Source organism: Arenimonas maotaiensis (genome assembly GCF_014638745.1).
GTDB classification, from domain to species: Bacteria; Pseudomonadota; Gammaproteobacteria; order Xanthomonadales; family Xanthomonadaceae; genus Arenimonas; species Arenimonas maotaiensis.
Genome location: NZ_BMFO01000001.1, coordinates 267,768 through 293,921, shown reverse-complemented (window position 1 = coordinate 293,921; position 26,154 = coordinate 267,768). Strand labels below are relative to the sequence as shown.

At 66.6% G+C, this 26,154-nt stretch carries 24 protein-coding genes; 9 read left to right on the top strand and 15 right to left on the bottom strand.

Annotated features, from left to right (window positions below; genetic code table 11):
- Positions 1–3: 3 nt before the first annotated feature.
- The 11 genes from bamA to rpsB form a co-directional block, all read right to left on the bottom strand.
- Complete coding sequence (bamA, locus tag IEV56_RS01370) at positions 4–2,526, bottom strand: outer membrane protein assembly factor BamA (protein WP_188446960.1); 2,523 nt, start codon at positions 2,524–2,526, stop codon at positions 4–6.
- A 30-nt stretch (positions 2,527–2,556) separates the two neighbouring features.
- On the bottom strand, positions 2,557–3,891 hold the full coding sequence (gene rseP / locus IEV56_RS01365; RefSeq protein WP_188446958.1) for an RIP metalloprotease RseP: 1,335 nt from the start codon (positions 3,889–3,891) through the stop codon (positions 2,557–2,559).
- A 10-nt stretch (positions 3,892–3,901) separates the two neighbouring features.
- The gene (locus IEV56_RS01360; protein ID WP_188447959.1) at positions 3,902–5,071 is read right to left on the bottom strand and encodes a 1-deoxy-D-xylulose-5-phosphate reductoisomerase; all 1,170 of its coding nucleotides are present in this window, start codon (positions 5,069–5,071) and stop codon (positions 3,902–3,904) included.
- Positions 5,056–5,880, bottom strand: coding sequence for a phosphatidate cytidylyltransferase (locus IEV56_RS01355; RefSeq protein WP_188446956.1), 825 nt, complete (start codon positions 5,878–5,880; stop codon positions 5,056–5,058). Before IEV56_RS01355 ends, IEV56_RS01360 begins: the two co-directional genes overlap by 16 nt.
- A complete protein-coding gene (gene uppS, locus IEV56_RS01350) occupies positions 5,877–6,617 on the bottom strand; it encodes a polyprenyl diphosphate synthase (RefSeq protein ID WP_188446954.1) in 741 nt (246 codons plus the stop codon). Before uppS ends, IEV56_RS01355 begins: the two co-directional genes overlap by 4 nt.
- Before the next feature lie 10 nt (positions 6,618–6,627).
- Positions 6,628–7,185: a ribosome recycling factor gene (frr, locus tag IEV56_RS01345; RefSeq protein WP_188446952.1), complete on the bottom strand. Its 558-nt coding sequence runs from the start codon at positions 7,183–7,185 to the stop codon at positions 6,628–6,630.
- Between the two features lie 75 nt (positions 7,186–7,260).
- Complete coding sequence (locus IEV56_RS01340) at positions 7,261–8,181, bottom strand: cation diffusion facilitator family transporter (protein ID WP_188446950.1); 921 nt, start codon at positions 8,179–8,181, stop codon at positions 7,261–7,263.
- A gap of 2 nt (positions 8,182–8,183) precedes the next feature.
- Complete coding sequence (gene pyrH / locus IEV56_RS01335; RefSeq protein WP_188446948.1) at positions 8,184–8,900, bottom strand: UMP kinase; 717 nt, start codon at positions 8,898–8,900, stop codon at positions 8,184–8,186.
- Between the two features lie 54 nt (positions 8,901–8,954).
- The gene (locus tag IEV56_RS01330; RefSeq protein ID WP_188446946.1) at positions 8,955–9,311 is read right to left on the bottom strand and encodes a cupin domain-containing protein; all 357 of its coding nucleotides are present in this window, start codon (positions 9,309–9,311) and stop codon (positions 8,955–8,957) included.
- 60 nt (positions 9,312–9,371) lie between these two features.
- Positions 9,372–10,244, bottom strand: a complete 873-nt coding sequence (gene tsf, locus IEV56_RS01325) for a translation elongation factor Ts (protein WP_188446944.1) — start codon at positions 10,242–10,244, stop codon at positions 9,372–9,374.
- 83 nt (positions 10,245–10,327) lie between these two features.
- Positions 10,328–11,149: a 30S ribosomal protein S2 gene (rpsB, locus tag IEV56_RS01320; protein WP_188446942.1), complete on the bottom strand. Its 822-nt coding sequence runs from the start codon at positions 11,147–11,149 to the stop codon at positions 10,328–10,330.
- 216 nt (positions 11,150–11,365) lie between these two features.
- On the opposite strand from rpsB, the gene map reads away from it, so the two are divergent.
- The 7 genes from map (at position 11,366) to IEV56_RS10690 (ending at position 19,199) form a co-directional block, all read left to right on the top strand.
- On the top strand, positions 11,366–12,142 hold the full coding sequence (map, locus tag IEV56_RS01315; protein ID WP_188446940.1) for a type I methionyl aminopeptidase: 777 nt from the start codon (positions 11,366–11,368) through the stop codon (positions 12,140–12,142).
- Between the two features lie 20 nt (positions 12,143–12,162).
- Complete coding sequence (gene glnD / locus IEV56_RS01310; RefSeq protein ID WP_188447957.1) at positions 12,163–14,760, top strand: [protein-PII] uridylyltransferase; 2,598 nt, start codon at positions 12,163–12,165, stop codon at positions 14,758–14,760.
- Positions 14,757–15,584, top strand: a complete 828-nt coding sequence (gene dapD, locus IEV56_RS01305; protein ID WP_188446938.1) for a 2,3,4,5-tetrahydropyridine-2,6-dicarboxylate N-succinyltransferase — start codon at positions 14,757–14,759, stop codon at positions 15,582–15,584. Before glnD ends, dapD begins: the two co-directional genes overlap by 4 nt.
- Positions 15,581–15,937: a Spx/MgsR family RNA polymerase-binding regulatory protein gene (locus tag IEV56_RS01300; protein ID WP_188446936.1), complete on the top strand. Its 357-nt coding sequence runs from the start codon at positions 15,581–15,583 to the stop codon at positions 15,935–15,937. Before dapD ends, IEV56_RS01300 begins: the two co-directional genes overlap by 4 nt.
- 10 nt (positions 15,938–15,947) lie before the next feature.
- Entirely contained in the window at positions 15,948–17,108 is a 1,161-nt protein-coding gene (gene dapE / locus IEV56_RS01295) for a succinyl-diaminopimelate desuccinylase (RefSeq protein ID WP_188446934.1), read from the top strand.
- A 171-nt stretch (positions 17,109–17,279) separates the two neighbouring features.
- Positions 17,280–18,965 (top strand): asparagine synthase B, encoded by a 1,686-nt coding sequence (asnB, locus tag IEV56_RS01290; RefSeq protein WP_188446932.1) that lies wholly within the window; start codon positions 17,280–17,282, stop codon positions 18,963–18,965.
- 72 nt (positions 18,966–19,037) lie between these two features.
- Positions 19,038–19,199: a peptidoglycan-binding domain-containing protein gene (locus tag IEV56_RS10690; RefSeq protein WP_425488550.1), complete on the top strand. Its 162-nt coding sequence runs from the start codon at positions 19,038–19,040 to the stop codon at positions 19,197–19,199.
- Here the strand turns inward: IEV56_RS10690 and IEV56_RS10655 are convergent.
- Both IEV56_RS10655 and parC read right to left on the bottom strand, forming a co-directional pair.
- Positions 19,133–19,267 (bottom strand): hypothetical protein, encoded by a 135-nt coding sequence (locus IEV56_RS10655; protein ID WP_268235742.1) that lies wholly within the window; start codon positions 19,265–19,267, stop codon positions 19,133–19,135. The two genes, IEV56_RS10690 and IEV56_RS10655, sit on opposite strands and share 67 nt — an antisense overlap.
- 23 nt (positions 19,268–19,290) lie before the next feature.
- A complete protein-coding gene (parC, locus tag IEV56_RS01280; RefSeq protein ID WP_188446927.1) occupies positions 19,291–21,540 on the bottom strand; it encodes a DNA topoisomerase IV subunit A in 2,250 nt (749 codons plus the stop codon).
- 105 nt (positions 21,541–21,645) lie between these two features.
- Here parC and IEV56_RS01275 point away from each other — a divergent pair, with 105 nt between their 5' ends.
- Both IEV56_RS01275 and IEV56_RS01270 read left to right on the top strand, forming a co-directional pair.
- Positions 21,646–21,819 (top strand): hypothetical protein, encoded by a 174-nt coding sequence (locus tag IEV56_RS01275; protein WP_188446925.1) that lies wholly within the window; start codon positions 21,646–21,648, stop codon positions 21,817–21,819.
- A complete protein-coding gene (locus IEV56_RS01270) occupies positions 21,816–23,072 on the top strand; it encodes a multidrug effflux MFS transporter (RefSeq protein ID WP_188446923.1) in 1,257 nt (418 codons plus the stop codon). The genes IEV56_RS01275 and IEV56_RS01270 overlap by 4 nt, the downstream gene beginning before the upstream one ends.
- Positions 23,073–23,143: 71 nt before the next feature.
- On the opposite strand, the gene IEV56_RS01265 is transcribed toward IEV56_RS01270, so the two are convergent.
- Together IEV56_RS01265 and IEV56_RS01260 are read right to left on the bottom strand one after the other, a co-directional pair.
- Complete coding sequence (locus IEV56_RS01265) at positions 23,144–24,232, bottom strand: aromatic ring-hydroxylating oxygenase subunit alpha (RefSeq protein ID WP_188446921.1); 1,089 nt, start codon at positions 24,230–24,232, stop codon at positions 23,144–23,146.
- Entirely contained in the window at positions 24,232–26,151 is a 1,920-nt protein-coding gene (locus IEV56_RS01260; RefSeq protein WP_188446918.1) for a M2 family metallopeptidase, read from the bottom strand. The genes IEV56_RS01265 and IEV56_RS01260 overlap by 1 nt, the downstream gene beginning before the upstream one ends.
- Positions 26,152–26,154 lie beyond the last annotated feature (3 nt).

The window sequence follows — 26,154 nt, the reverse complement described above, 5'->3', positions numbered from 1 at the left end:
CGTTTAGAACTGCTGGCCGAAGGTGAACTGCAGACGTTCGACGCGGTCCAACTCGCCTTCGTTGATCGGCATCGCGTAGCTGATCGAAATCGGGCCGACCGGGGCCTGCCACTGCAGGGCGACGCCGGCCGAGGCGCGCAGGGCGTTCAGCTTGAATTTCTCGGTGCCGTACACCGCGCCCACGCTCGGATCGGTGTAGCCGCTGTAGTCGAAGCTGCCGGCGAAGGCGTTGCCGTAGTCGAGGAAGGCCGACAGGCGCGTGCCGCGCGAGTTGAACAGTTTCGGGAACAGCAGCTCGAAGGTGCCGGCTACTTTCAGGGCGCCGCCGAGCGGCTGCAGGTAGTTCGGAACGCAGGTGGTTGCCGGCGCGACGATGGCGCAGGTGCCGTAGCTCGGTCCCAGGGTGTTGGCCTCGTAGCCGCGCACCGACTGCGGCCCGCCGACGTAGAAGTTCTTGAAGAACGGCAGGCCGTAACCGCCGCTGTTGCCGTAGCTGTCGCCGTAGCCCAAGTCCGTGCCGATTTTGAGCACCAGCCAGGAATTCAGCGGACGGTAGTGTTCGAACTGGTAGCTGAGCTTGTAGTAGGAGATGTCCGAGCCCGGGAACGAGAATTCGGCGCCGATCCGGTGGTAGGTGCCGGCGGTCGGCAACAGGTAATCGTTGCGCGAGTCGCGGCCCCAACCGGCTTGCGCGCGCACCTGACGGGTCGGCCAGGTCTGGTTGAAGCCGCAGATGTCGGGGTCCGGCGCCGCGGGGTTGTTGTCGTCGTTCTCGGACGGCGTCGCGGGGTTGTTGTCGTCGTCGACCGACGGGAAGCACGGAAAATACGGCTGGGTGCCGAGGATGTCGTCGAGGTAGTCGATCAGCGGCTTGGGGGTCGAGCCGAGGGTGGTGGTCAGGTCGATCTTGTCGAAACCGAGCGCGAACTGCACGCTGTCGGTCTCGCTCAGCGGGATGCCGATGACCGACTCGAAATTGAAGTTCTTCGAGGTGTAGCGCGCGGTGTTGAAATCGCCTTGGTTGTAATCGCTGAACGAGACGTTGTAGCCGACGCTGACGCCGTTCTCGGTGAAGTAGGGGTCGGTATAGGAGAAGCTCAGGCGCTTGGAATAGCTGTTGTTCTGCACCGAGACCGCCATCCGGTTGCCGGTGCCGAGGAAGTTGTTCTCGCTGAGCTGCACCGAGGCGGTCATGCCGTACAGCTGCTGGTAGCCGAGACCGAACACGAAGCTGCCGGAGTTGCGCTCCTTGACCTTCATCACGACATCGACCTGATCCGGGCGTCCCGGAACCGGTTTCGATTCGACTTCGACGGTCTCGAAGAAGCCCAGGCGCTGCAGGCGGATCTTGGAGCGGTCCAGCGCCGACTGCGAATACCAGCTGTTTTCGAACTGGCGCATCTCGCGCCGAACCACTTCGTCGTTGGTGCGCACGTTGCCTTCGATCTCGATGCGGCGGACCTGCACGCGCGGTCCGGGGGTGACCACGAAGTCGATTCCGATCTCCCGGCCCTCGCGGTCGATTTCCGGGACCGGGTTCACTTCGGCGAAGGCATAGCCGATGTTGCCGAGCATGGCGGTGATGCGGTCGTTGGTCGCGGTCAGCAGTTGGCGGGAGAAGGTGTTGCCGGCGCGGACCAGCACCAGCTTCTCGACTTCGGCGACCGGCACGATGGTGTCGCCGCTGACCTTGACCGAACTGACCTTGTAGACTTCGCCTTCGGTCACGTTGGCGGTCAGGAAGATGTCCTTCTTGTCCGGGGTGATCGCGACCTGGGTCGATTCGACGTTGAAGTCGACGTAGCCGCGGTCGAGGTAATAATCCGAGAGCTTCTCGAGGTCGCCGGACAGCTTCTCGCGCGAATACTGGTCGTCGCGCTTGTACCAGGACAGCCAGTTGCTGGTGTTCGATTCCCAGCCTTCGCGCAGCACGTCGTCGGCATAGACCGCGTTGCCGACGATGTTGATGTCACGCAGGCGCGCGCCCTTGCCTTCGGCGATGTCGAGCGTGACGTCGACCCGGTTGCGGTCGATGGTGGCCACGGTCGGGGTGATGGTGACGCCGTATTTGCCCTTGTTGTTGTACTGGCGCAGCAGTTCCTGGGTGACCCGGTCCAGGTTCAGCGGGTTGTAGGTCTCGCCCTCGGCCAGGCCGATGCCTTTCAGGCCCTTGAGCAGGTCTTCGGTCTTGATTTCCTTGTTGCCTTTGAGCGTCAGGGTGTTGATCGACGGCCGCTCGACCACGCTGACAACCAGGATGTCGCCCTGGCGCTCGAAGCGGACGTCGCTGAAGAAGCCGGTCTTGTAAAGGGCGCGGATGGCCTCGGTGGTCTTGGCGCCGGTGACCTCGTCGCCCTTCTCGATCGGCAGGTAGGTGAACACCGTACCGGCCGAGATGCGCTGCAGGCCGTCGACCCGGATGTCGCCGGCGACGAAGGTGTCGGCGACCTGGGCGTGGACGGGCTGTCCGAGCGCCACGGCCAAGGACAGGCACAGCAGGCTTTTGCGGAATTTGGGAGAGGTCATGGGGATTCCAGTGTGGTGACGCCGGGTGGATTAGGAGATGATACGAAAAAAATCGTTGAAAATGGCCATTCCGATCAGGCCGGCCAGCAAAAGCAGGCCGATGCGCTGGCCGATGGCCTGTGCGGCTTCCGACAGCGGCCGGCCGGTCGCCCATTCCACGGCGAAATACAGCAGATGGCCGCCGTCGAGCACCGGAATCGGCAGCAGGTTCATGATGCACAGCGCCAGCGACACCGCGGCCAGGAACGACAGGAACGCCGCCAGACCCCAGCCGGCCTGGTGGTCGGCGGCCTGCGCGATGCCGACCGGGCCGGACAGGTTGTCCATCGAGGCCGCGCCGGTCAGCAGGCGCTTGATCACCGACAGGCTGTTGGCGGTCATGTCGGCGGTCTTGCCGATCGCTTTCGGCAGCGCTTGCCAGAACGGATACTGCACGGTCCGGGTCGCCGCCGGGCTGGCGATGCCCAGCCGCCAGCGGGTTTCGCCGCCGACCGCCATCGCCTTCGGTTCGATCAGGAACTGCAGTGCCGCACCGCCGCGCGCGACGTCCACGCGCAGATTGCGCCCGGTGCCCGAGCGTTCCTTCAACAGCGCGGCGACATCGCCGAAGTCCTTGACCGGCTCGCCTTCGATGGCGGTGATGCGGTCGCCCGGGCGCAGCACGCCGTCGGCCGGACTGCCGGCTTCGACGCTGCCGACGATCGCGGCCGGTGCGGCGAAGTAGGGGCTGAGGCCGATTTCCTGCAGCAGCTTGCCTTGCGCGAAGTCGGCCGGCAGGCGCTCCAGCGCCAGATGGCGCGTACGCGATTCGCCGTCCAGGGTTTCGACGTCGATGCGGATCGGACGCCGGTCGATGGCGGCCAGCGCCAGCGGCGGCAGGGCGTCGTTCCAGGTCTGCACCGGACGGCCATCGACCGCCCGCAGTTCGTCGCCGGCTTGGAAACCGGCCTGCTGCGCCAGCCCGTGCGCCGGGCCGAGCAAGGGCCGCAGTTCCTGTACGCCCAACCCGAACGCGGCCCACAGCAGGCCGATGCACAGGATCAGGTTGGCCAGCGGACCGGCCGCGACGATGGCGAAGCGGCGGCCGACCGGCTGCCGGTTGAAGGCGAACGGCCGCAGCTCGGCCGGCACGTCGCCGTCGCGTTCGTCCAGCATCTTCACGTAGCCGCCGAACGGAACCAGCGCCAAACGGTATTCGGTGCCATTGCGGCCGGTGCGCGACAGCAACGCGCGGCCGAAGCCGATCGAGAAGCGCTCGACGTGCACGCCGCAGGCGCGCGCCACGATGAAATGGCCCCATTCGTGTACCGCGACCAAAACGCCGATGGTGATGATGTACCAGAAGACGGGGCTGATGACGTTCATGGCTCGCAGGTCAGAGGGCTTGGCCGGCGGCGCGCAGTCGCGCTTCGCCGTCGCTGGCCAATAGGACCGCCAAATCGGCCGCGGGTTCCCATGGCACGGCGGCCAACACGCGCGCGATGGTGTCCGGTATGCCCAGGAACGGCAGATCGCCGGCCAGGAAGCGCTCGACCGCGACCTCGTTGGCGGCGTTCAGCACGGCCGGCGCGTTGCCGCCGCGGGCGATGGCCTCGTAGGCCAGGTCGAGGCAGGGGAAGGTGGCGCGGTCGGGCGCTTCGAACTCGAGTTTGGCCAAGGCGGCCAAGTCCAGCGCGCCGACGCCGGCGTCGATCCGCTCCGGATGCGACAGGCCGTAGGCGATGGCGGTGCGCATGTCGGGCAGGCCCATCTGGGCGATCACCGAACCGTCGAGGTAGTCGACCATCGAATGCACGATGCTTTGCGGGTGCACCACCACGTCGATGCGCCCGGGCGGCATGTCGAACAGGTGGTGCGCCTCGATCACTTCCAGGCCCTTGTTCATCAGGCTGGCGGAATCCACCGAAATCTTGCGGCCCATCGACCAGTTCGGGTGCTTGCAGGCCTGCTCGGGCGTGATGGCTTCCAGCTGCGCGCGCGAGTAGCCGCGGAACGGGCCGCCGGAAGCGGTCAGCACCAGACGGCGTACGCCCTGTCTGCCGCCGTTTGGCGGCAGGCATTGGAAGATGGCGTTGTGTTCGCTGTCGATCGGGAACAGTTGCGCGCCATGCGCCTGCACGGTCCGCATCAGCAACTGCCCCGCCAGCACCACCGATTCCTTGTTGGCCAGCAGGATGCGTTTGCCGGCGCGGGCGGCGGCGAGCGTGGACGACACGCCGGCTGCGCCGACGATGGCGGCGACCACGGTATCCGAACCGCCGTCGGCGGCCAATGCGTCCAGTCCTTCCGCGCCGGCCAAGGCTTCGGTGTCGAGGCCGGCGGCGCGCAGGCCGTCGCGCAGCTGCGGATGCAGATCGGCCTGCGCGATGCAGGCTTGTTTGGGACGATAACGCCGGCACAGTTCGAGCAGGGCATCGACCTGGGTGTGCGCCGACAGCGCCGACACCGTGAAGCGCTCCGCATGGCGGTCGATCACGTCCAGGGTCGAGCGGCCGATGGATCCCGTCGCGCCGAACAGGCAGACGCGTCTCATAGACCCAGCCAGAACTTCACCAAGGCCGCCACCACCAGTCCGGACACGATGCTGTCCAGGCGGTCCAAGAGGCCGCCGTGGCCGGGAATCAGGCTGCTGGAGTCCTTGATGCCGGCGTGGCGTTTCAGCAGGCTTTCCAGCAGGTCGCCGACCACCGAGAAGATGCCGACCGCGAGTCCGAGCAGCGCGAAACGCGCGTAACCGGCGTTGGACGTATCGAACAGCGGCAGACACAGCGCGGCCAAGGCGACGGTGGCGGCCAAGCCGCCCCAGAAGCCTTCCCAGCTTTTGCCCGGGCTGATGTTCGGCGCCAGTTTGCGTTTGCCGAAATTGACCCCGAACAGATAGGCGCCGCTGTCGGCGGCGGCGATCAGGCCGATGACGAACAAGGTCCAGACCGGTCCTTGCGGGCTGCCGTGGATCCAGACCAGGGCGGCCCAGGCCGGGACGCAGGCCAAGGTGCCGGCCAACAACTTCAGGACGCGGCTGCGGATCGAACGCTCACGCAGGAAATCGAAGCGCCAGAGCCACAACGCCGCCAACAGCCAGAACGCGCCGCCGGCCAGGCAGGCCAGCCACAGACCGCGGTGTCCGGGGCCGTCGGTCCAGGCCAGCGCCGCCATCAGCGCGGCATTGGTCAGCAGATACAGCTGCTTGCCGCGCGGCGTATACAGCCCGGCCATGCCGGTCCATTCATGCAGGCCGGCCAGCAATACCGCCGCCATCAAAGCGCCCATCCAGGGCGTCGGCAGGTACAGCACCGCCGCGACCGCCAGCGGAATCATCCAGAGGGCCGATTTCAGCCGTGCGCCATGGCTCATGCCGATTCTCCGCGCACTTGCGCGCTGATCAGGCCGAAACGGCGCTCGCGTCCGGCGTAGTCGTCGAGCGCCTGCTGCAGCACGGCGCGGTCGATGTCCGGCCAGAGCACCGGGGTGAACCAGAACTCGGTGTAAGCCATCTGCCAGAGCAGGAAGTTGCTGATGCGGCAGTCGCCGCCGGTGCGGATCAGCAGGTCGGGCTCGGGCTGGTCGGCCAGGGCCATGAATCCGCCGAGACTTTCCTCGGTGACCTGTTCGGCGCGCAGCGGCGCGCCGTCATTGGCCGCGAGCAACCGGCGGCAGGCGTTGACGATGTCCCAGCGGCCGCCGTAGCTACCGGCGATGTTCAGGCGCAGGGTGTCGTTGCCGGCGGTCAGGCGTTCGGCCCAATCCATCTTTTCCCGGATTTCGGCCGGAAAATCGCTGCGCTGGCCGATGAAGCCGATGCGCACGCCGCGCCGGTGCAGTTCCTCGATCTCCGATTCGAGCATGCGCAGGAACAGCTTCATCAGCGTGCCGACTTCCTCTTCCGGGCGCCGCCAGTTCTCGCTGGAGAACGCGAACAGGGTCAGGCAGCCGATGCCGCGCTCGAGGCAGAATTCGATGGCGGTCTGCACCGCCTTGGCGCCGGCGCGGTGGCCGACGCTGCGGATGCTGCCGCGGCGCTCGGCCCAACGCCCGTTGCCGTCCATGATGACGGCGATGTGGCGGGGCAGGCGCGCGGCCTCGGTAGGCATGGCCATCGGCTCAGACGGCCAGCAGCTCGGATTCTTTCGCCTTGGCGACGTCGTCGATGTCCTTGACCGCCTTGTCGGTGATCTTCTGGATCTCGTCCTCGGCGCGGTGCGCCTCGTCTTCCGAGATGGCCTTGTCCTTGAGCAGATCCTTCACCGCCGAGATGGCGTCGCGGCGGATGTTGCGCACCGAAATCTTGGCGTTCTCGCCTTCGGCGTACACGTGCTTGATCAGCTCCTTGCGGCGTTCTTCGGTCAGCGGCGGCAGGTTGATGCGGATGACCTGGCCGAGGGTGTTCGGGGTGAAGCCGAGGTTGGAGGCCAGGATGGCCTTCTCGACCGCGCCGACCATGGATTTCTCCCACGGCGTGATGGTGATCGAGCGCGCGTCGGCGATGGCGACCGTGGCGACCTGGCTGAGCGGGGTGTCGGTACCGTAGTAATTGACTTTCAGGTTGTCGACCAGGCCGGTGCTGGCGCGTCCGGTACGCAGCGAGCTCAGCTCGTGCTTGAGGGCGTCGATGCTTTTGGCCATGCGCGTCTGCGCGTCTTTCTTGATTTCGTTGAGCATGCGTGGCTCCGGTTTTCGGGACAGGCCCAATTATAGCCCGAGCGGCCGCTAAACGCTTAAAATCGCTGAAAAAGCTCAGTGGTGCGGGGCGTGGTCGTGGTGGTCGTGCAGGCAGGCGCCGCCGAGCTCGATCTGCAGCGTGGCATGGTTGATGCCGAAGCGTTCGTGCAGCCCGTGGTTGGCGGCGTCGATGAAGTCGTCATGGCCTTCGGCGGTGGCGCGCACGACATGCGCGGTCAGCGCGATCTCCTCGGCGCCGAGCGACCAGATATGCACGTGGTGCACGGCCGAGACGCCGGGCAGGGCCAGCAGCCAGCGTTCGACCTCGGCTTTATCCAGTCCCTCGGGAACGGCGTCCATCACCTGCAGAAAGCTGGCCTTCAGCAGGCCCCAACTGCCGACGCCGATCACCACCGCCACCAGCACCGCGGTCAGCGGGTCGAGCCAGCGCCAGCCGGCCCACCAGATGCCGAGGCCGGCGATGACCGCCGCCAGCGACACCGCGGCGTCGGCCAGCAGATGCAGGTAGGCGCCGCGCTTGTTCAGGTCGGTGTGCTGGCCGCGGTGGAACAGGGCGGCGGTACCCAGGTTGACCACGATGCCGAGCCCGGCGACGGCCATCACCGTCAGCCCCGGTACCTCGGGCGGCGCGTGCAGGCGGGTAATCGCCTCCCACAGCAGGGCGCCGCTGAAACCGACCAGGATCAGTGCGTTGAACAGCGGTGAGATCTGCGTGGCGCGGCGCCAGCCGAAGGTGTGGCGCTCGGTCGGCGGTTGGCTGGCCATCCAGGCCGCGCCCCAGGCCAAAGCCAAGCCGGCGGCGTCGCCCAGATTGTGCAGGGCGTCGGAAATCAGCGCCAGCGAATTGCTGTAAATGCCGATGCCGGCCTCCAGCGCCGAATACGCCAGGTTGATCCACATCGCCCAGGCGAACAGATGCTGGCTGTTTCCGTGGCCGGCATGCCCGTGTCCGTGGCCGTGCGGATGCGCGTGCATGGTTAGCGGGTGACCAGGGTGCCGATGTCCTCGCCCTGCAGGATGCGCATCAACGCGCCTTCGCGGCCCATGTCGTAGATGCGCAGCGGGATGTCGTTCTCGCGGCACAGGGCGAAGGCGGCGGTGTCCATCACCTGCAGGTCGCGCGCGAGCACTTCGTCGTAGGTCAGTTTGTCGAAACGCTTGGCGCCCGGGTTCTTCTTCGGGTCGGCATCGTAGATGCCGTCGACCTTGGTCGCCTTCAGCAGCAGCTCGGCGTTGATCTCGGTGGCGCGCAGCGCGGCGGCGGAGTCGGTGGTGAAGAACGGGTTGCCGGTGCCGGCCGCGAACAGGGTGATGCGGCCTTTCTCCAGATGGCGCACGGCGCGGCGGCGGATATAGTCCTCGCAGATCTGGTTGATCTTGATCGCGCTCATCACCCGGGCGTTGACGCCGTGCTTCTCCAGCGCGTCCTGCATGGCCAGGGCGTTGATTACCGTGGCCAACATGCCCATGTGGTCGCCGGTGACCCGGTCCATGCCGCCGGCGGCCAAGCCGGCGCCGCGGAAGATGTTGCCGCCGCCGATGACCACGCCGATCTCCGCGCCGGCTTTCTGCGCTTCGATGATTTCCTTCGCCAAGCCGTTGATCACGGCCGGGTCGATGCCGTAGTCGCCGTCGCCCATCAGGGCCTCGCCGGACAGTTTCAACAGGATGCGGCGGTATTTGAGTTGGCTCATGGCGGGCTCCGGGCGGTGTGCGGTGGGTATTTTAACGGAAAGGCGGTCGGCGGTTCAGGCTTTCGGTTCGAAGATGACGTAGACCTTGCGCGCCGGCTCGAGCACTTCCCAGGTGCCGCGGTAGCCGGCTTCGATGGTGAAGCGGTCGCCTTTGCGCACGGTGCGTGCGTGGCCGGCGTCGTCGGTCATCACGATCACGCCGTCGAGGATCTCGCAGTATTCGTGTTCGGTATAGGCGACCCGCCATTTGCCGGGCTGCGCTTCCCAGAAGCCGACATGGAATTGGCCGGACGGGTCGCTGAAGGCGTTGCGCACAGCCTGCTCCGGGCTGCCTGCGAGCATCTTCTCCGGCGCCACCCGGTAGGCCTCATGCGGGAGGCTGGCGTAATCCAAGGGGGTGATTCGGCTCATGTGTCTTCCTTGTTCGAGGTCAGGCGAAAAAAAAGCCACCCGAGGGTGGCTTTTTCCGGATCAGACCGCCATGGCCTTGGCGACTTCGGCGGCGTAGTCTTCCACCACCTTCTCGATGCCTTCGCCGACCACCAGGCGCTGGAAGCCGATGACGTCGGCGCCGCCGGCCTTGACCGCGGCTTCGACGCTCAGGTCGGTGTTCAGCACGTACGGCTGGCCGTACAGGGTGACTTCGTTGACGATCTTGCTGACCTTGCCGGCGATGATCTTCTCGAGGATGTCGGCGGGCTTGTTCTTGTCCTTCTCCGGCATCTTCGCCAGCTCGATTTCCTTCTCTTTGGCGATGAAATCGGCCGGCACGTCGGCGGCTTTGTTGTACGGCGGGTTCATGGCGGCCACGTGCATGGCGATGCCGCGGGCCAGTTCGTTGTCGCCGCCGGCCAGTTCCACCAGCACGCCGATGCGGCCGCCGTGGATGTAGGCGGCGACGTTGTTGGCCGATTCCACGCGCACCAGGCGGCGGACCTGCACGTTCTCGCCGACCTTGGCGATCAGCGCGGCGCGGGCTTCTTCCACGGTGCCGCCGGCCATCGGGGCGGATTTCAGGGCGTCGGCGTCGGCGGCGCCGGAGGCCAGTGCGGCTTGGGCGACGGCGTTGACGAAGTTGACGAAGTTCTCGTCCTTGGCCACGAAATCGGTTTCGGAGTTGACTTCGACCAGCACGGCCTTGCCGCCGTCGGCGGCCATGCCGATGCGGCCTTCGGCGGTGACGCGGTCGGCTTTCTTGTCGGCCTTGGCCAGGCCGGTCTTGCGCAGGAATTCCATCGCGGCGTCGATGTCGCCGTTGTTCTCGGACAGCGCCTTCTTGCATTCCATCATGCCGGCGCCGGAGCGCTCGCGGAGTTCTTTCACCAGGCTAGCGGTAATTTCCATTGGGGACCTCGGATTGTTCAGGGAGTCGCATCGGCGCTCGGCCGATGGGGAAGGGGGTGCTTGCGCACCCCCGGGGTCACGGCTCAGGCGTCGCGTTTTTCGCGGCGCGGGGCGGCTTTCTTGGCCGGGGCGCGGCGGGCGCCTTTCTTGTCGTCTTTGCCGACCGGGTTGCCGTCGGCGTCCAGTTCGACGAACTCGTCGTTGCCGGAAGCCACGATCGGGGCGGCGGCCTTGCCTTCCAGCACGGCGTCGGCGGCGGCGCGGACGTACAGCTGCACGGCGCGGATGGCGTCGTCGTTGCCCGGGATGGCGTAGTCGACCAGGTTGGGGTCGTAGTTGGTGTCGACCACCGCGATCACCGGGATGCCGAGCTTCTTGGCTTCCTGGATGGCGATGTTCTCATGGCCGATGTCGATGACGAACAGGGCGTCCGGCAGGCGGTTCATGTCCTTGATGCCGCCCAGCGAGGCTTCCAGCTTGTCGCGTTCGCGGCGCAGGCCCAGCACTTCGTGCTTGACCAGCTTCTCGAAGGTGCCGTCGGTTTCGGCCGCTTCCAGCTCCTTCAGGCGCGAGACGGACTGCTTCACGGTGCGGAAGTTGGTCAGCGTGCCGCCCAGCCAGCGCATGCTCATGTACGGCATGTTGCAGCGGGTCGCTTCTTCCTTGATGGCTTCGCGCGCCGAACGCTTGGTGCCGACGAACAGGATGGTGCCGCGCTTTTGGGCGATGGCCGAGATGAAGTTCATGGCGTCGGTGAACAACGGCATGGTCTTCTCGAGGTTGATGATGTGGATCTTGCCGCGGGCGCCGAAGATGTACGGACCCATTTTCGGGTTCCAGTAGCGGGTCTGGTGGCCGAAGTGGACGCCGGCTTCCAGCATCTGGCGCATGGTGACTTGGGACATGGTGAATCCTTTTCGCGAAAGGGAACCGGCCTGTCTGCAGGCGTCGGGTTCCGGGGTTGGGCCTCCACCGGATCGCCGCTTCGAACCCCGAGGGGCACCCCGAAGCGGGGGAATATCCGGTGTGTGAATTCGCCGATTGACGCTCGGCGTGGGCGGTGAAGCCCCGGAATTATACAAGAAAGTGCGATTTTGCCGCAAGTATCGGATAATGGCGGGATGAAAGTATCGATCAAAACCCCCGAAGACGTCGAAAAGATGCGCGTGGCCGGCCGCCTGGCCGCGGAAGTGCTGCAGGTCGTGGCCCCGCATGTCAAACCCGGCGTCACCACCGCCGAGCTCGACCGCATCTGCCATGAACACATCGTTCAGGTCCAGCAGGCCATCCCGGCCAACGTCGGCTACAAGGGCTTCCCGGCCACGGTCTGTACCTCGGTCAACAACGTCATCTGCCACGGCATTCCGTCCCCGGCCAAGGTGCTCAAGGACGGCGACATCATCAACATCGACGTGACCGTGATCAAGGACGGCTGGCACGGCGACACCAGCCGCATGTACTACGTCGGCGAGCCGTCGGTGAAGGCCCGGCGTCTGGTCGAAATCACCCGCGAGGCGATGTTCGCCGGCATCCGCGCCGTGCGCCCGGGCGCCACCTTGGGCGACATCGGCCACGCCATCCAGACGCTGGCCGAGGCCGAGCGCTTCTCGGTGGTGCGCGAATACTGCGGCCACGGCATCGGCCGCGTGTACCACGAGGACCCGCAGGTGCTGCACTACGGCCAGCCGGGTGCCGGTCTGCGTCTGGAGAAGGGCATGACCTTCACCATCGAGCCGATGATCAACGAGGGCGCCCGCCACACCCGGCTGATGCCGGACGGCTGGACCGTGGTCACCAAGGACCGTTCGCTGTCGGCGCAGTGGGAGCACACCGTGCTGGTGACCGACGACGGCGTGGAGATCCTCACCCGCCTGCCGGGCGACGACAACGACCTGTGACCGACGGGGCCGAGCCGCGGCTGTCGGATGCGCTGGCGGCTTGCGGCCGCGCCGGATCGGCGCCGGAGTTCAGCGCCGCCGCGAAAGTCCTGCTGGCCGAAGCGCGCCTTGAGTTGACCGAACGTCTGGTCGCCGGCGCACCGGTCGAGGCCTTGATCGCGCACTACCGCACCATCATCGACGCGCTGACCGTGCGCGCTTGGACGCTGACCTTGGGCGAACAGGTGCCGCTGGTCCTGGTCGCCACCGGCGGCTACGGCCGGGGCGAGCTGTATCCGCATTCCGACGTCGACATCCTAGTCTGCGGCTCCCCGGAGGCGCAGCAGGCCCGCGCCGAGGCCGTGGCTGGCTTCTTCTCGCTGTTGTGGGACTGCGGCCTGAAGCTCAGCCAGGCGGTGCGTTCGGTCGATGACTGTCTGGCCGAGAGCCGCGCCGAGGTGGCGACCTACACCGCCTTGTTGGAGACGCGTCTATTGGCCGGCGATGCCGGAATCCACGACGCGCTCAAGCAGGCGATCGAATCGCCCGAGGTTTACGGCGCCCGCGAATACTTCGAGGCCAAGCGCGACGAGCAACGCCGCCGGCATGCACGCTTCCACAACACCGCCGACAACCTGGAACCGAACCTGAAGGACGGTCCGGGAGGCCTGCGCGATTTCCATACCCTGAACTGGTTGGCCAAGAAGCTGTACGGCGTGCCGTCGTTGGCCGGCCTGGTGCCGCTGGGTCTGCTCGGCGAGGCCGAATGGGACGCGCTGCTGCGCGATTGGCGCATCGTGGCGCGGCTGCGTTTCGGTCTGCATCTGCTGGTGAAGCGGCCCGAGGAGCGCCTGTTGTTCGACCACCAGAAGCGCCTGGCGGAACTGTACGGCCTGCACGACAGCCCGGAGAGCCTGGCCGTGGAACAGCTGATGCAGGCCTTCTTCCGCGCCGCCGCCATCCTGCTGCGCATCAACGACCGCCTGTTGCAGCGCTTCGAGGAGCATCTCGCCGTCGAGCCGGCGATCACGCCGCTGGCCGACGGTTATGTGCTGAAGAACGGCTACCTGTTGGCCGCCGACAACCGCTTCGCCGAACTCGGCATGCCGGCGCTGTTGGGCCTGTTCCGGATCTGGGGCAGCCAGGATGCCTGCAAAGGCCTGCATTCCGATACCGCCCGTGGCCTGGCCGAGGCGCTCGACACCATCCTGCCGTATGGCCAGCAACCGGAGCCGGCACGCGCCGCGTTCATGGAGCTGGTCGCCCAGCCGCACGGCGTGCTCAGCCTGCAGCGCATGGCGCGTCTGGGCGTGCTGGCGCGTTACCTGCCGGAGTTCGGCAAGGTCACCGGGCGCATGCAATACGACCTGTTCCATGTCTATACCGTGGACCAGCATACGCTGAACGTGCTCGAATACCTGCGCCGCTTCGAGCAGGGCAGGTTGGACGGCTTCGCGCTGCCGCACGAAGTCTTCCCGCGTCTGCGCAAACCTTCGTTGATCTGGCTGGCCGGCCTGTTCCACGACATCGCCAAGGGCCGCGGCGGCGACCATGCCGAGCTCGGCGCCTACGACTTCCTGCGCTTCGCGGCCGCGCACGGCCTGCCCAGCGCCGACGCCCAGCTGGTCGAGTGGCTGGTGCGCCAGCATCTGCTGATGTCCTTGACCGCGCAGAAATCCGACATCTCCGATCCGGACGTGGTCAACGCCTTCGCCCGTACGGTCGCCGACCGCGAACATCTGGACTACCTGTACGTGCTGACCTGCGCCGACATCGCCGGCACCAGCCCGAAGCTGTGGAACGCGTTCAAGGACCAGCTGCTGGCCGATCTGTACACCGCCACCCGCTACGTGCTGCGCGTCGGTCTGGAGCATCCGCTGAACGCCGCCGACATCCGCGCCGACACCCGCGATATGGCGATGGCGGCGCTGATGGACGCCGGCCTGGACGAAGCCGTGATCGCCGCGCTGTGGGATACGTTCCCCGAAGACGCTTTCCTGCGCTACCGGCCCGAGCAACTGGTCTGGCAGACGCAGGGCATCCTGGCCGCCGCCGGCGACACCCAGGTGCTGGTGCGTGAGCTGCCGGGCGGCGATTCGCTCGAGGTGTTCGTGCGCACGCCGAACCGCGACGGCATCTTCTCCGGCCTGATGGCCACGCTCGACCGCCTGGATTTGGGCGTGGCGCACGCGCGCGTGCTGCTGTCGATCGACGGTTACGCCCTCGACAACTTCGTCACCCTGAAAGGCGGCCACACGCCCGACGCCAAGCGCGTGGCGCAGACCCTGCAGGCGGCGCTGAAGGATCCGGCCAGCATCCGGCCGGCCAAACACCTGCTGCCGATCCGACTGCGGCATTTCAAGATCGCGCCGCGCATCGAATTCAGCCCGTCCGCCGCCGACGGCCGCACTCTGATGAGCCTGGTCTGCGCCGACCGCCCGGGCCTGCTGGCCGGCATCGCCTACGTGCTGCTGCAGCGCAAGGTGCGCGTGCACGACGCCCGCATCGCCACCTTCGGCGAACGCGCCGAGGACATCTTCGTGCTCAGCGACCGCGAAGACCGCGCCATCACCGATCCCGACGCCCTGCATTCGCTGCACGAGGCGCTGTTAGACTATCTGCAAGGAAGGAAACCATGACCGCCGAACTGAAACTCCGCATCGAACACGCCTTCGACAACCGCGCCGCGCTCGACGCGGCTGCCATCGAGACCCTGAAACCCGACCTGTACCACGTCATCGCGCTGCTGGAATCCGGCGACGCGCGCGTGGCCGAACCGGCCGACGGCGGCTGGAAGGTCAACGAATGGCTGAAGAAGGCCGTGCTGCTGTATTTCCGCTGCCACGACATGCAGGTGATGGGCGAACCGGCCAATCCGTTCTGGGACAAGGTGCCGCTGCGCTTCGAGAACTACGACGCCGACGACTTCCGCCGTCTGGGCGCGCGCGTGGTGCCGGGTACGGTCGCCCGCGCCGGCAGCTTCATCGGCAAGGACGCGGTGCTGATGCCGAGCTTCGTCAACATCGGCGCCTACGTCGGTCCCGGCACCATGGTCGACACCTGGGCCACGGTCGGCTCCTGCGCCCAGGTCGGCGCGCGCTGCCACATCTCCGGCGGCGCCGGCATCGGCGGCGTGCTGGAACCGCTGCAGGCGGCGCCCACCATCATCGAGGACGACTGCTTCATCGGCGCGCGCTCGGAAGTGGTCGAGGGCGTGATCGTCGAGCGCGGCTCGGTGATCGGCATGGGCGTGTTCATCGGCCAGAGCACCCGCATCTACAACCGCGCCACCGGCGAAATCGGCTATGGCCGCGTGCCGGCCGGATCGGTGGTGGTGTCCGGGTCGCTGCCTTCGGCCGACGGCACGCATTCGCTGTACTGCGCGGTGATCGTCAAGCAGGTCGACGAAAAGACCCGCGGCAAGACCTCGGTCAACGAACTGCTGCGCGGAGCCGTGGAATGAGCCTGACCCTCTACGGCCTGCCGAACTGCGACACCTGCAAAAAGGCGCAGAACTGGCTGAAGCGCATCGAGCGGCCGTTCACTTTTATCGATTACCGCAGCAACCCGGTCGCCCCGGAGATGCTGAGCGCCTGGGCCGAACAGCTCGGCGGCTTCGACGCGCTACTGAACAAGGCCAGCACCACCTGGCGCAACCTGTTGCCGAACAAGAAATCGCCGGGCTCCAAGCCCGAGTACCTGATGCTGCTGAAGGAATATCCGGCGCTGGTGAAGCGTCCGGTGCTGGTGTTCCCGGACGGCCGTGTGGTGCTCGGCTTCAAGGACACCCAGTACAAGAAACTGTTCGCCGAGTGAGGATGCGGCCATGAGCGACGTGTTGGCGTTGACCCAGGAATTGATCGCCCGGCCGTCGATCACCCCGGACGATGCAGGCTGCCAGCAGCTGATCGCGCAGCGCTTGCAGTGTGCCGGGTTCGCCTGCGAACACCTGCGCTTCGGCGAGGTCGACAACCTGTGGGCGACGCATGGCAGCGGCGACGGGCCGGTGCTGGTGCTTCTCGGGCATACCGATGTGGTGCCACCAGGGCCGCACGGGGATTGGGCCAGCGATCCGTTCGTGCCCGAAGTGCGCAACGGCGTGCTGTACGGACGCGGCGCAGCGGACATGAAGGGCAGCGTGGCTGCGTTCGTCGTTGCCCTGGAGGCCTTCGTTGCCGCGCATCCGGACCATGCGGGGACGGTGGCGTTGTTGCTGACCTCGGACGAGGAGGGCGATGCCATCGACGGCGTGCGCAAGGTCGCCGACACCTTCCGCGAGCGCGGCCAGCGCATCGACTGGTGCATCACCGGCGAACCGTCGTCGAAATCGACGCTTGGCGACCTGCTGCGCGTCGGTCGTCGCGGCACGCTGTCCGCCACGCTGACGGTGAAGGGCATCCAGGGCCACGTGGCCTATCCGGAAAAGGCGCGCAACCCGATCCACCAGTCGCTGGCGGCGCTGGCCGAACTGGCGTGGAAGCAGTGGGACGCGGGCTACGAAAGCTTCCCGCCGACCAGCCTGCAGATGTCCAACATCCACGCGGGTACCGGCGCCAACAACGTGATCCCGGGCGAGCTGCAGGTGCTGTTCAACCTGCGCTACAACCCGAACTGGACCGCGGTGCAGCTGGAAGCGGAGTGCGAGACCATCCTGCGCGAATACGGCCTGGATTTCGTGATCCGGTGGCATCGCGGCGGCGAACCGTTCCATACCCCGGAAGGCCCGTTGCGTGCGGCCGCGCGCGCCGTGCTCGGGGAATTCGCCGGTGCGCCGCCCGAGGAAAGCACCGGTGGCGGCACCTCGGATGCTCGCTTCATCGCGCCGCTGGGCGCGCAGTGCATCGAGATCGGGCCGGTCAACGCCAGCATCCACAAGGTCGACGAACACGTGGCGGTCGCGGACCTGGAGCGCCTGCCGGCGCTTTACCTGGCGCTGGTGGAACGGTTGCTGGCGCAACCGTTGCGCAGCGGCGCAGAGGCGGGTTAAGATCACCCCATGACTTTCGTGTGCGCCAATAACAATCGCAATAACGCCAGCCCCCGCGGGTCGGCGATTAGCGCGCGCGTCACACGCTGATCTCTCCGAAGCCCGCACTGAGAAGTGCGGGTTTTTTCGTTTTCCCCTTCGAATAACAACACCTCCACAAGGATTTCCACGATGTGCTCGATCCTCGGCGTCTTCGACCTCCGCCCCGGCGCGGACCTGCATCCCCTGCGGCCACTGGCACTGTCGCTGTCCGCGCGCCAGCGGCACCGTGGGCCAGACTGGAGCGGGGTGCACGTGGATGCGAACGCGCTGCTGGTCCACGAGCGGCTGGCGATCGTCGATCCCGCCGGTGGCGCGCAACCCATCCATTCCGCCGATGGCGACCTTGCGCTGGCGGTGAACGGCGAGATCTACAACCACCGCGACCTCGAACGCCGCCTCGCCAAGCCCTACGCGTTCCAGACCGGCTCCGACTGCGAAGTGATCAACGCCCTGCATCGCGACGGCGAAGCGCCCGAGACCTGGCTGGGCCGGCTCAACGGCATCTTCGCTTTCGCATTGTGGGATGCAGCCGCGAAGCGCGTGCTGATCGCGCGCGACCACATGGGCATCTGTCCGTTGTACTGGGGCCACGATGCCGATGGTCGCCTGTGGGTGGCGTCGGAGATGAAATCGCTGGTGCGCGTCTGCGACGACGTGGCGGCGTTCCCGCCCGGCCATGTCTACGACAGCGCGACCGGCGAGCTGGTGCACTGGTACAAGCGCGCCTGGCGCGACTATGACGCGGTCCAAGGCGTGGCCGCGGACAAGGCCGAACTGCGCGAGGCCTTCGAGCGCGCGGTGCATCGCCAGCTGATGAGCGACGTGCCGTACGGCGTGCTGCTCTCGGGTGGGCTGGATTCCTCGCTGGTCGCGGCCTGCGCCGCCAAGTTCGCGCGCAAGCGGGTGGAGGACGACGACAAGGGCGAAGCCTGGTGGCCGCGCCTGCACAGTTTCGCGATTGGCCTGGAGGGTTCGCCGGATCTCGCTGCCGCGCAGATCGCCGCGGATGCATTGGGCACCGTGCATCACGGTTTCACCTACAGCTTCGCCGAAGGGCTGGATGCGCTGCCGGAAGTGATCCGCCATATCGAGACCTACGACGTCACCACCATCCGTGCATCGACGCCGATGTTCCTGCTGGCGCGCCGGATCAAGGCGATGGGCGTGAAGATGGTGCTGAGCGGCGAGGGCAGCGACGAACTGTTCGGCGGCTACCTGTACTTCCACAAGGCACCGAACGCGCGCGAATTCCACGAGGAGCTGGTGCGCAAGCTCGACGCGCTGCACAGCTTCGATTGCCTGCGCGCCAACAAGTCGATGATGGCCTGGGGCGTGGAGCCGCGGGTGCCGTTCCTGGACGTCGAGTTCATGGACGTGGCGATGCGCATGGACGCGATGCACAAGATGAGCGGCGGCGGGAAGATGGAAAAGTCGGTCCTGCGCGAGGCCTTCGAGGGTTACCTGCCGCAGGAAATCCTGTGGCGGCAGAAGGAGCAGTTCAGCGATGGCGTGGGCTACGGCTGGATCGATGGCCTGAAGGCGCATGCCGAGGCCCACGTGAGCGATGCGGATTTCGCCGCAGCCGAGCAACGCTTCCCGATCAACCCGCCGCAGACCCGCGAGGCGTATTTCTATCGCCGGATCTTCGAGGACATCTTCCCGGGCGACGCCTGCGCGAACACGGTGCCGGGCGGCAAGTCGATCGCGTGCTCGTCACCGGCGGCGATCGCCTGGGATGCCGCGTTCGCGACCATGGCGGATCCTTCCGGCCGCGCGGTGGCCGGCGTGCACAACGCCGCGGTGGCGGCGATCTAGCCGCTTCGACAAGCGGCCTATGGCGTTCGATGAATTGTCGGGCGCCCGCGTGGCGGATGGAATGAGCGCCCCATGCCATCGGGTCGCGCCATGAGCTATGCCATCGCAGAGTACGGAAACATCCTGCCCATCGTCGCGGTCACCCAGGTGCTGCTCAAGCGGGCGGGTTACCAGGTCAAGCCCGATGGGCATTTCGGCCCGATGACCCGGGAGGCGGTGCGCAGCAGGCCGTAGGCCGCCAATACCAGCAGCAACACCAGCGCGGTCAGCGCCAACAACAGACGTTTCAGGATCACACGCATGGCGGCTCCGGCTTAGGTGGGGATTATTGGCTTTCGATGCTGTCGACGCGCTGGAAGCCGCGCGGCAGGGCGTGGCCGCGCTGGGCGCGCGCGCCCTGGTAGGCCTGCAGGTCGCGCCAGGCCAATACCAGCTTGCGCTGGCCGCAGTGCAGCACCAATTCGCCGCCCAGCTTGACGCAGGTGATGGCGATGACGGTTTCCTCGCCGGCTTTCAGCTTGGCCGGCGGGATCTGCAGGATCTTGTTGCCTTTGCCCTTGTCGAGCTCGGGCAGTTCCTTGGCCGGGAACGCCAACAGGTTGCCGGTCGAGCTGATCGCCACCACGAAATCGGTCTCGATGTCGTGCACCGCGGCCGGCGGCAGGATCTCGGCCGCAGCGTCGGCGTTGATCAGCTGCTTGCCGGCCTTCTTGCCGGCCAGGAAGTTCTCGAACGCGGTGATGAAGCCGTAGCCGAAGCTGCTGGCGACGATGAACTTCTGCGCCGGTTCGGCCGAGGCCAGGCCGACGAACTCGGCCCCGGACGGCGGCGTGAAGCGGCCGCTGAGCGGTTCGCCGTTGCCGCGCGCCGAGGGCAGGGTGTGGGTCAGGCAGGAATAGCTACGGCCGGTGGAGTCCAGCACCGCCACGTTCATCGTGCTGCGGCCGCGCACGAAGTCGCGCAGGGCGTCGCCCTCGCGGTAGCCCAGCGCCGCCGGATCGAGCTCGTGGCCCTTGCCGGCGCGGATCCAGCCTTTCTGCGACAGCACCACGGTCATCGGTTCGCTGGCCACCAGCGCGCTTTCGTCGATGGCCTGCGCCGAGCCGCGGGTGACCAGCGGCGACAGGCGGGCGTCGCCGAACTTGGCGGCATCGGCCTGCAGTTCGTCCTTCAGCAGCTTCTTGAGCTTGGCGTTGGAACCCAGGATGGCCGTGATCTTGGCCAGCTCGGCCGCCAACGATTCCTGCTCGCCGCGGATCTTCATCTCCTCCAGGCGCGCCAGCTGCTTCAGCTTGGTCTCCAGGATGTAGTCGGCCTGTTCCTCACTGAGTCCGAAGCGCGCCATCAGCACCGCTTTCGGCTCGTCTTCGGTGCGGATGATGTGGATCACCTCGTCCAGGTTGAGGAAGGCGGTCAGCAGGCCTTCCAGCAGGTGCAGGCGGCGCTCGACCTTGTCCTTGCGGTGGTTCAGGCGTTTGCGCAGGGTGTCCATGCGGAAGCCCAGCCATTCGCCCAGCAGCGATTTCAGGTCCTTGACCTGCGGCCGTCCGTCCAGGCCGATGATGTTGAAGTTGACCCGGTAGCTCTTCTCCAGGTCGGTGGTTGCGAACAGGTGGCCCATCAACGCGTCGACGTCGACCCGGTTCGAGCGCGGCACCAGCACCAGGCGGGTCGGCGTCTCGTGGTCGGACTCGTCGCGCAGGTCCTCCAGCCAGGGCAGCTTCTTGGCGCGCATCTGCTGCGCGATCTGCTCCATCACCTTCGAGGGCGACACTTGGTACGGCAGCGCGGTCAGCACGATGTCGTTGCCTTCCTTGACGTAGGTGGCGCGCGCGCGGATCGAGCCGCCGCCGCTCTCGTACATGGCCGCGATCTCCTGGCGCGGCGTGATGATCTCGGCCCGGCTCGGATAATCCGGGCCCAGCACGTGTTCGCACAGGTCGCGCACGCTGGCGTCGGGGTCGTCGAGCAGGCGGATGCAGGCGCTGACCACTTCGTTGAGGTTGTGCGGCGGGATGTCGGTGGCCATGCCGACGGCGATGCCGGTGGTGCCGTTGAGCAGGATGTGCGGCAGACGCGCCGGCAGCCAGGTCGGCTCCTGCAGGGTTCCGTCGAAGTTCGGGTTCCAGTCCACGGTGCCCTGGCCGAGTTCGCCCAGCAGCACTTCCGCGATCGGGGTCAGCTTGGATTCGGTGTAGCGCATGGCCGCGAACGATTTCGGGTCGTCGCTGGAGCCGAAGTTGCCCTGGCCCTCGATCAGCGGATAGCGGTAGGAGAACGGCTGCGCCATCAGCACCATGGCCTCGTAGCAGGCCGAATCGCCGTGCGGGTGGTATTTGCCGATGACGTCGCCGATGGTACGCGCCGATTTCTTCGGTTTGGCCGAGGCGTTCAGCGACAGCTCGCTCATGGCGTAGATGATCCGGCGCTGCACCGGCTTCAGGCCGTCGCCGAGGAAGGGCAGGGCGCGGTCGAGCACCACGTACATGGAGTAGTCGAGATAGGCGCGTTCGGCGTATTCGCGCAGCGGAATCTGCTCGAAGCCGTGGAAACTGGGGCGGGTCATGTCGGTCATGCGGAACTCGGATGCTGCAAAGCCCCATTCTAACGGGGAACGCCGGGCAACGGGCGGCCTTGGCGCCGCCATGATGGAGTAAACTAGACGGGCAAAGGAGCCTGCATGAGCACCACCCTCGTCACCGGTCTGGTCATCGGCCTGATTGCCGTTTTCTGCCTGTATCTGCTGTTCAAGGCGGCCGGCTTCCTGCTGCGTCTGGGCCTGGTCGCCTTCGTGCTGGCCGCGGCCTGGTGGTATTTGGCGCCGGCGCTCGGCCTGCCGCCGATTCCGCTATGAGCCGCGCCGGAAATCTGGCGATTTCGCGCCGCCGGTTGGCGATCATCCTCGGCCTGCTGGCGATGGTCGGGCCGTTCGCGATCGACAGCATCTTCCCCGCCTTCCACGCCCTGGCGGTCGACCTGCGGGTGATGGACGCCGCCATCCAGCAGACCATCAGCGTCTATCTGCTGGGCTACGCCGCGATGTCGCTGTTACATGGCGCGCTGTCGGACGCTTTCGGCCGGAAACCGGTGATCCTCGGTGGGCTGGCGCTGTTCCTGCTGGCCTCGGTCGGCTGCGCCATGGCCGGCAGCCTGCAGGAACTGCTGGTCTACCGCTTCGTGCAGGGCCTGTGCGCCGGCGTCGGCCTGATCGTCGGGCGCGCGGTGATCCGCGACGTGTTCGACGGCGACCACGCCCAGCGCATGATGAGCCTGGTGTCGATGATCTTCTCGATCGCGCCGGCGGTGGCGCCGATTATCGGCGGCTTCATCCTGGTCGGCAGCGACTGGCGCGGCATCTTCTGGTTCCTGGTGGCGCTGTCGGCGCTGATGCTGGCCATCGTCGGCAGCCTGCTGCCGGAATCGCACCCGGCGGCCAAGCGTACGCCGCTGCATCCGGTCACGCTGGCCAAGGCTTACGGCGGCATGCTGTCCAGCCGGCCGTTCCGGCTGCTGGCGCTGACCAGCACCAGCCTGTTCGGCTGCCTGTTCCTGTACATCGCGGCGGCGCCGGATTACGTGATGCTGCACCTGCGCCTGGACGAGACCCAGTTCGGCTGGTTCTTCGTGCCCACCATCGCCGGCATGAGCGTAGGCGCCTTCCTCAGCGGCCGTCTGGCCGGCAAGGTCTCGGCCTCGCGTCTGGTGGCCTGGGGCTTCGCCATCTGCCTGCTGTCGGCCGTGGCCAATCTGGCGTATTGCCTGTCCACCGAGACCCTGCGCCTGCCGTGGGCGGTGCTGCCGATGACCGGCTTCGCGTTCGGCATCGCGCTGGTGTTCCCGATCGTGACCATCGCGCTGCTCGACCTGTATCCGGCCATCCGCGGCACGGCATCCTCGATGCAGGCCTTCATCGGCCTGATGGGCAACGCGCTGATCTCCGGCCTGCTGGTTCCCCTGCTGGGCAAGCACCCGCTGCATCTGGCCATCGCCGCGCTGCTGTTCGTGGTCGCCGCCATCGGCATCTGGCTGGTCTATCTGCGGCAACCGCACGCACCGCCGCACAGCCCGGCCGAGCCGGCGGCGTTCGAACCGACCGACGAGTTGTGATGTCGGGGTTCGATCCAAAAAACACGGCGCACCGAAGTGCGCCGCGTGAACTTGGATCTTTAGCGCATGGATCAGCCGGCTGATCCGCCGTGCGCGCGGTAATCCGCGCGCAGCAGTTCCTGGAAGTGGTGCAGGGCGTTCTCGCGTAGCGGGTTCAGCCGGCCGGCGTGATACGAGCCGCTGTCCAGGCCCTTCTGCACGTCGATGCAGATGCGGATGTCCTCGTCCTGCACCACATCGGAGAATTCCAGGTCGCGCTGGCGGCGGATGTCGTCGCTTTCGCCTTTGCTCTCCACGTAGAAGAAATCGAACTCCACGCGGCAGCGGTTGCCCGGTAACGGCAGCACCCGGTTGGTCTGCAGGCGGCCCGGCAGGATGTTGAGCATGGTGTTCGGGTACATGAAGTAGTACAGCGCCTCGCCCGAGCCGTACAGGTCGTCGCCGCTTTCCAGCGGGCTGAACTGCATGGAATGCCAGCGCTTGGTTTCGGTCACGTAGCTGCGGTAATCCAGCAGCTTGTTGAGCTCCGGATGCACGTGCGGCACGTGGTAGCCTTCCAGATAATTGTCGACGTAGGTCTTCCAGTTGCAGTCGATGTCGTAATGCAGGTGCTGGTGGAAGCGCAGGTCGACCAGACGGTGGCCGCTGACCGCCAGGCGTTCGGCGATGCCTTCCACGTACTCTTCGAACGGCGGCGCATCGTTCGAGGCGGCGGCGAACACCAGGCCCTCGAACTCGCGCACGTGCACTTCCGGCAGGCGCACGTCGGCGATGTCGAAGTCGGCCACGTCCTTCATCTCGGTCGCGGTGCGCAGGCTGCCGTCCAGATTGTAGGTCCAGCCGTGGTACTTGCAGCGCAGCTGCTTGGCGCCCTTGCCGGGGCAGTGCGCCATCGGGCCGGCACGGTGCCGGCAGACGTTGTGGTAGCCGCGCAGGCCGTCGGCGGTGCGGATCACGATCACCGGCAGGCGGCCCATGGCCGCCACCGTGTAATCGCCCTCATCGCCGATCTGGCTGGCGTGGCAGATGTATTGCCAGTGGCGGTCGAACACCGCCCGCTGGTCGAGATCGGCCGTCGCCTCGCCGGTGTAGAAACGCGCGGGCAGGGCGGTGGCGGTGGCCAGCGGCTGCGGTGCCAGATCGGCGGCGTCGGCGCGCATCAGGCCTCCGGCGCCTGCCAGCCGCACTGCTTGCCTTCGTTCTGCTTGGTCAGCCAGGCCTGCAGCGGCGCGAAGTATTCCAGCACGGCCGAACCGTCCATTTCCTCCTTGCCGGTCAGCTCCTTCATGGTCTGCTGCCAGGGTTGGCTGGCGCCTTTGCCCAGCATGGCCCAATACCGGCGACCGGCTTCGGCGTTGCCGGCGAAGTTGCACTGGTACAGCGGACCCTTATGGCCGGAGGCGTCGCACAGCGCCTTGTAGAACTGGAACTGCAGGATGTGCGATAGGAAGTAGCGGGTATACGGGGTGTTGCCCGGCACATGGTACTTGGCGCCGGCGTCGAAGAATTCCTCGCCGCGGGCATCGGCCGGGGCCACGCCCTGGTACTTGGCCTTCAGGCTCCACCAGGCCTTGTTGTAGTTCTCCGGCGCGATCGAGCCGTCGAACACGCCCCAGCGCCAGCGGTCGATCATCAGCCCGAACGGCATGAACGCGACCTTGGCCAGCGCCATGCGCATCTGGGCGTTGATCACCGCTTCGTCGCTGACCGCCGGCTTGTCGACCAAGCCGATCGAGTTCAGGTATTCCGGCGTCATCGACAGCACGATGGTGTCGCCGATGGCCTCGTGGAAGCCGTCATGCGCGCCGTTCTGGAACAGGTAGGGCTGGTCCTTGTAGGCCAAGTAGTAATACACGTGGCCGAGCTCGTGGTAGATGGTGGTGAACTCCTCCTCGTTCGGCTTGATGCACATCTTGATGCGCACGTCGCCGCTGGTGTTCATCGGCCAGGCGCTGGCGTGGCAGACCACGTCGCGGTCGCGCGGCTGCACCAGCTGCGAGTTGGCGTAGAACGACTTCGGCAACGCCGGCATGCCCAGGCCGGTGTAGAAGCTTTCCGCCATGCGGGTCATGGCCACCGCGCTTTCCAGGTCGGCCTTGCGTTCCAGTTCGGCCAGCTGCACGGCGCTCAGCTTCTCGGCGCCGCCGGCGTCGGCCACCAGTTTGTCGAACAGGGCCTTGCGCTTGGCGGCCAGCGCGCCGTTGATGTCGAGACTGCCGACGCCTTTGTACGGCTCCAGCAGCGGCCACAGCGCGCCCCAGTCCTGCTGCCACAGGTTGCCGGTCAGATGCGCGGGGATCATGCCGTCGATCTCGCCCTTGCTGCCGTACTTCTGCACCAGTTTGTTCTTGGCGTAGCACTGCAGCTGTTCGTACAGCGGACGCACCTGGCCCCACAGGCGGTCGCTTTCCTGCTGGAAGTCGGCGGGACTCATGTCGTAGCCGGAGCGCCACTGGTCGCCGGTGTTGGCGAAGCCCATTTCGCGTGCGCCGGTGTTGGTCAGCTCGACGAAGCGCTGGTAGTCCTTGCGCATCGGCACCGAGATGGTGTGCCAGCCCTTCCAGGCGCGCTCCAGTTCCTCGTAGCTCTTGCCTTGGGTGTCGGCCAGGATGTCGGAGATTTCGCCGATGTCCAGGCACGCGTCCGGTTTGGCGGCGTCCGGGCAGTATTTGCCGGCGCCGTAGGCGGCGCCGAGGCGGCTGACGATCTCGGTCAGTTCCTTGAGCTGGGCCGGATCCTGCGGCGCCGGCATCGCGGTCGACAGCCGGATCAGCTGCAGCGCGCGCGCGGTGTCGGCGCGGTAGTGGCCGCGGTAGCGTTTGGCCTGCTCCAGAAAGCCGTTCAGCATCGTCAGGCTGCGCTGGTTGGCGGCCGATTCGATGCGCTGGCTGTCTTCGTTGATGTAGGTGGCGGCCAGCCAGGAGGCCGAGGTCAGCTCGTTGTAGATGTCGCTGAAGGATTTGTTGACCCGCGCCACGAACTGGTCGGCCGATTCCGGCTCCGGTTTCTTGGCGGCGGCGCTGTGGCCCGCGCCGAGGGCGAGCAGAAGGGCGAGGGCGATCGGTGTGCGGCGGTTCATGGC